This is a genomic window from Vibrio sp. 10N.261.52.C2 (assembly GCF_041471425.1).
In the GTDB taxonomy this organism is placed as follows: Bacteria; Pseudomonadota; Gammaproteobacteria; order Enterobacterales; family Vibrionaceae; genus Vibrio; species Vibrio crassostreae_C.
The window spans coordinates 1-4,221 of the sequence record NZ_JBFROH010000089.1; the positions used below are offsets into that span (position 1 = coordinate 1).

2 protein-coding genes are annotated in these 4,221 nt (G+C 46.3%); both read left to right on the forward strand.

All coding sequences use genetic code 11. The features are described from left to right. The coding region (locus tag AB4307_RS21670; protein ID WP_372133497.1) for a pyridoxal phosphate-dependent class III aminotransferase at positions 1-2,920 on the forward strand (2,920 nt) is incomplete at its 5' end. A gap of 8 nt (positions 2,921-2,928) precedes the next feature. Beyond that, the gene (locus AB4307_RS21675) at positions 2,929-4,182 is read left to right on the forward strand and encodes a carboxynorspermidine synthase (protein WP_372133500.1); all 1,254 of its coding nucleotides are present in this window, start codon (positions 2,929-2,931) and stop codon (positions 4,180-4,182) included. Positions 4,183-4,221: the final 39 nt, after the last annotated feature.

Consider the following 4,221-nt stretch of genomic DNA (forward strand, 5'->3'; position numbering starts at 1 on the left):
TTTTATGACTACCGCCTTTGAAGTCGATATCAATACTATCGCAAATTCATTTTCAACTATGGTTCCTATCTTAGAGGGAACGTACGACCTAACACCTGACGCTATTTTGCTAGAGCAAGAACAGCATGAGTCGGATGTTCGCTCTTACCCAAGACGCCTGCCTATTGCTATTAAACGAGCATGTGGCGCTTTAGTTGAAGATACTCGTGGCCAACTCTTTCTCGATTGCTTAGCCGGTGCAGGTACACTTTCTCTGGGTTACAACCACCCTGAGATTAACCAAGCACTTAAAGACCAACTCGATTCTGGTTTGCCATACCAAACACTTGATATCACGACTCAAGCAAAAGAGACGTTTATCAAGCGAGTTAAAGCTTTTCTTCCTCAAGACTTTTCAAATAACTCGGTTCTTCAATTCTGTGGCCCATCTGGCGCTGACGCTGTGGAAGCGGCGATCAAGCTCGCCAAGCAAACCACAGGTCGCAACACCATGTTTGCTTTCCGTGGTGCTTACCATGGTATGACGAACGGCACCATGGGTATGATGGGTAACCTCGGCACTAAAGAGCGTCGTAGCGGCTTGATGTCTGATGTGCACTTCATGCCTTTCCCATACAACCTACGCTGCCCGTTTGGTATTGGTGGTGAAGCGGGTGCTAACGCGAGCATTCGTTACATCGAACGTATGTTGAATGATGACGAGTCTGGCATCATGAAACCGGCGGCGATGATCGTTGAGCCTGTGCAAGGTGAGGGCGGTGTGATTCCTGCTCCAGCATCTTGGTTACAAGGCCTACGTCGCATCTGTGATGAGCACGGCATCCTACTGATTTTTGATGAGATTCAGTGTGGTGTGGGCAAAACTGGCCATCGATTTGCGTTTGAAGAGTCTGGTGTTAATCCAGATATCTTATGTTTATCTAAAGCGATTGGTGGCGGACTGCCTATGTCGCTGCTTGTGTTCGATAAGAGCATTGATACATGGAAAGCGGGTGAGCACACCGGTACATTCCGTGGTAACCAATTAGCAATGGTCTCTGGCGCTAAGGCGTTGGAGATCATCGAACGAGATGGCTTAGTTGAGCACGCGAACATCGCAGGCCAATATTTACGTCACGGGCTTGAGAATATTCAATCACGCGTTAGCTGTATTGCTGAAGTTCGTGGTAAAGGCCTGATGCTCGGTGCTGAGATCAAACAACCAAATGGTGAGCTTAACAAGTTTGGCGAACCACAATCAGACGGCGAACTAACCCTAGCGATTCAACGAGCAGCGTTAGAGCGTGGCTTGATGGTTGAAAAGGGTGGTCGTGATGGCTCGGTAATTCGTTTCCTTCCGCCAATGATTATCTCTTTTGAGCAGATTGACTTTGCACTCCGTGTAATGGAAGAAGCGATCATCGCAGCTGGTGGTGGCTTACAACAAGACCCAGCTTCAAGCGAACAAGCAAACCAAGAATGGAACAAGCATTTCATCCATACAGGTTTAGGCGGTAGCGACGAATTTGCTAACGTGATGAACCAAACCACTCAAGCGATGAAAGCGGTTTTTGAACAGGTTGAAACCCCTTATTCGGGTTTAGATCCAAAAGTGCTAGAAGCAGCTATCAATGCTGTCGACCTTGATAACAATCAACACGCTTTGGTTGATGTTGTAGATAGTACTGCAGACCTTGTCGCTGCAAACTCCATCTTCGTGCAACACCCAGATTGCATTGCACACCTTCACACTCCTCCTCTTATGGCTTCGGTAGCAGCGGAATCGATTATCGCGGCATTGAATCAATCAATGGATTCATGGGACCAAGCATCGGCTGCGACTTATGTTGAGCAGCGCGTCGTGGATTGGATGTGTGACAAATACCAACTTGGCGCACAAGCTGACGGTGTTTTCACTAGCGGTGGCACGCAAAGTAACCTAATGGGTTTATTGCTTGCGAGAGACTGGGTTGCGGATAAGCACAATGGTCACTCAATCCAAAAGCTTGGCTTACCAGAATACGCGAGCAAGCTGCGTATCTTATGTTCAAAGAAATCTCACTTCACGGTTCAAAAGTCAGCCTCTCTACTAGGGCTAGGCGAAGCGGCAGTGTGCTGTGTTGATACCAATGCAAACGGCACTATCAAGCCTGACTTGCTAGACGCAGAAGTGAAAGCACTGAAAGCACAAGGTCTGATTCCTTTTGCTGTGATTGGTACTGCGGGCACAACCGATCATGGTGCTATCGATGACCTTGATGCGATTGCAGAAATCGCAAGTCAGCAAGATCTTTGGTTCCATGTCGACAGTGCTTACGGTGGCGCACTTATTTTAAGTAGCCATAAAGCTCGTCTACAAGGCATCGAAAAAGCAGACTCAGTGAGCGTCGATTTCCACAAATTGTTCTATCAAACAATCAGCTGTGGTGCGGTGTTGCTCAAAGACAAAGCGAACTTTAAGTACTTACTGCATCACGCAGATTACTTGAATCGTGAGCACGATGAGCTACCTAATCTGGTCGATAAGTCTATTGCGACCACCAAGCGCTTCGATGCACTGAAAGTCTTCATGACCATGCAAAGTGTCGGTCCAAAGCAGTTGGGCGATATGTACGACCATCTTCTTGAGCAGACGCTTCAAGTTGCCGATTTGATTCAGAAGCATGACGATTTTGAGCTACTTGCTGAGCCGTCACTTTCGACTGTGCTGTTCCGATCTAAGCCGTCAGCAAACGGCGAGCTAGATTTAGACAAATTGAATCAAATGCTAAGACTGGAAGCGCTGACTCGTGGTGTTGCAGTACTCGGTGAAACGGTCGTGGATGGTAAGAGTGCGCTTAAATTCACTATCTTGAATCCGTGCCTAAAGACATCAGATTTCAAATCTCTAATTAACAAAATTCAAACTCTAGCCACTGAGCTAGCAGAACAACAAGGGTAATTAATACTATGGCTATTCTACAAATTGGTGCAGGCGGCGTTGGTTGGGTTGTTGCACATAAAGCAGCACAAAATAACGAAGTACTGGGTGATATCACAATCGCTTCGCGCACAATCGCGAAATGTGAAAAAATCATCGAATCGATTAAAGGTAAAAACAACCTTAAAGATTTAACTAAGAAACTAGAAGCACGTTCAGTAGACGCTGACGATGTTGATGCGCTTGTTGCTTTGATTAAAGAAGTTAAGCCTGATCTAGTTATCAACGCTGGTCCTCCTTGGGTAAACATGGCGATCATGGAAGCGTGTTACCAATCTAAAGTATCTTACCTAGATACATCGGTAGCGGTTGACCTATGTTCTGAAGGTCAACAAGTACCACAAGCTTACGATTGGCAGTGGGGCTACCGTGAGAAGTTCGCTGAAGCAGGCATCACAGGTATTCTTGGTGCTGGTTTCGATCCAGGTGTGGTATCAATCTTTGCTGCATACGCGGTTAAGCACTTGTTCGATGAGATTGACTCAATTGATGTAATGGATGTGAATGCTGGTGACCACGGCAAGAAGTTTGCGACAAACTTTGACCCAGAAACCAACATGCTTGAGATCCAAGGCGATTCTTTCTACTGGGAAAATGAAGAGTGGAAACAAGTACCTTGTCACTCTCGTATGCTTGAGTTTGAATTCCCGAACTGTGGTTCTCACAAAGTTTACTCAATGGCGCACGATGAAGTTCGTTCAATGAAAGAGTTCATCCCAGCCAAGCGTATCGAATTTTGGATGGGCTTTGGTGATGCATACTTGAACTACTTCAACTGCATGCGTGATATCGGTCTTCTTAGCCCAGATCCGCTAACACTGCACGATGGTACTGTGGTTCAGCCTCTGCATGTTCTTAAAGCACTACTACCGGATCCAACATCTCTAGCTCCGGGTTACACTGGTTTAACGTGTATCGGTACTTGGGTTCAAGGTAAGAAAGATGGTAAAGAGCGTAGCGTATTCATCTACAATAACGCAGACCACGAAGTGGCTTACGAAGACGTAGAGCACCAAGCGATCTCTTACACAACTGGTGTTCCAGCGATTACCGCTGCACTTCAGTTCTTCCGTGGCGAATGGGCTGATAAAGGCGTGTTCAACATGGAACAGCTAAATCCAGATCCGTTCCTAGCAACTATGCCGGAAATTGGTCTAGATTGGCATGTTCAAGAGCTTGAAGCAGGCCAAGGTCTTCCAGTGATTCATGAGCTGAAAAAATAAGAACTGATTTCTTGTTTTGATTGCTAATTAAAGGGGACA

Bases quoted from the DNA above. Each gene is read 5' to 3' on its own strand.
- AB4307_RS21675 (WP_372133500.1), top strand. From the start codon at position 2,929: ATGGCTATTCTACAAATTGGTGCAGGCGGCGTTGGTTGGGTTGTTGCA.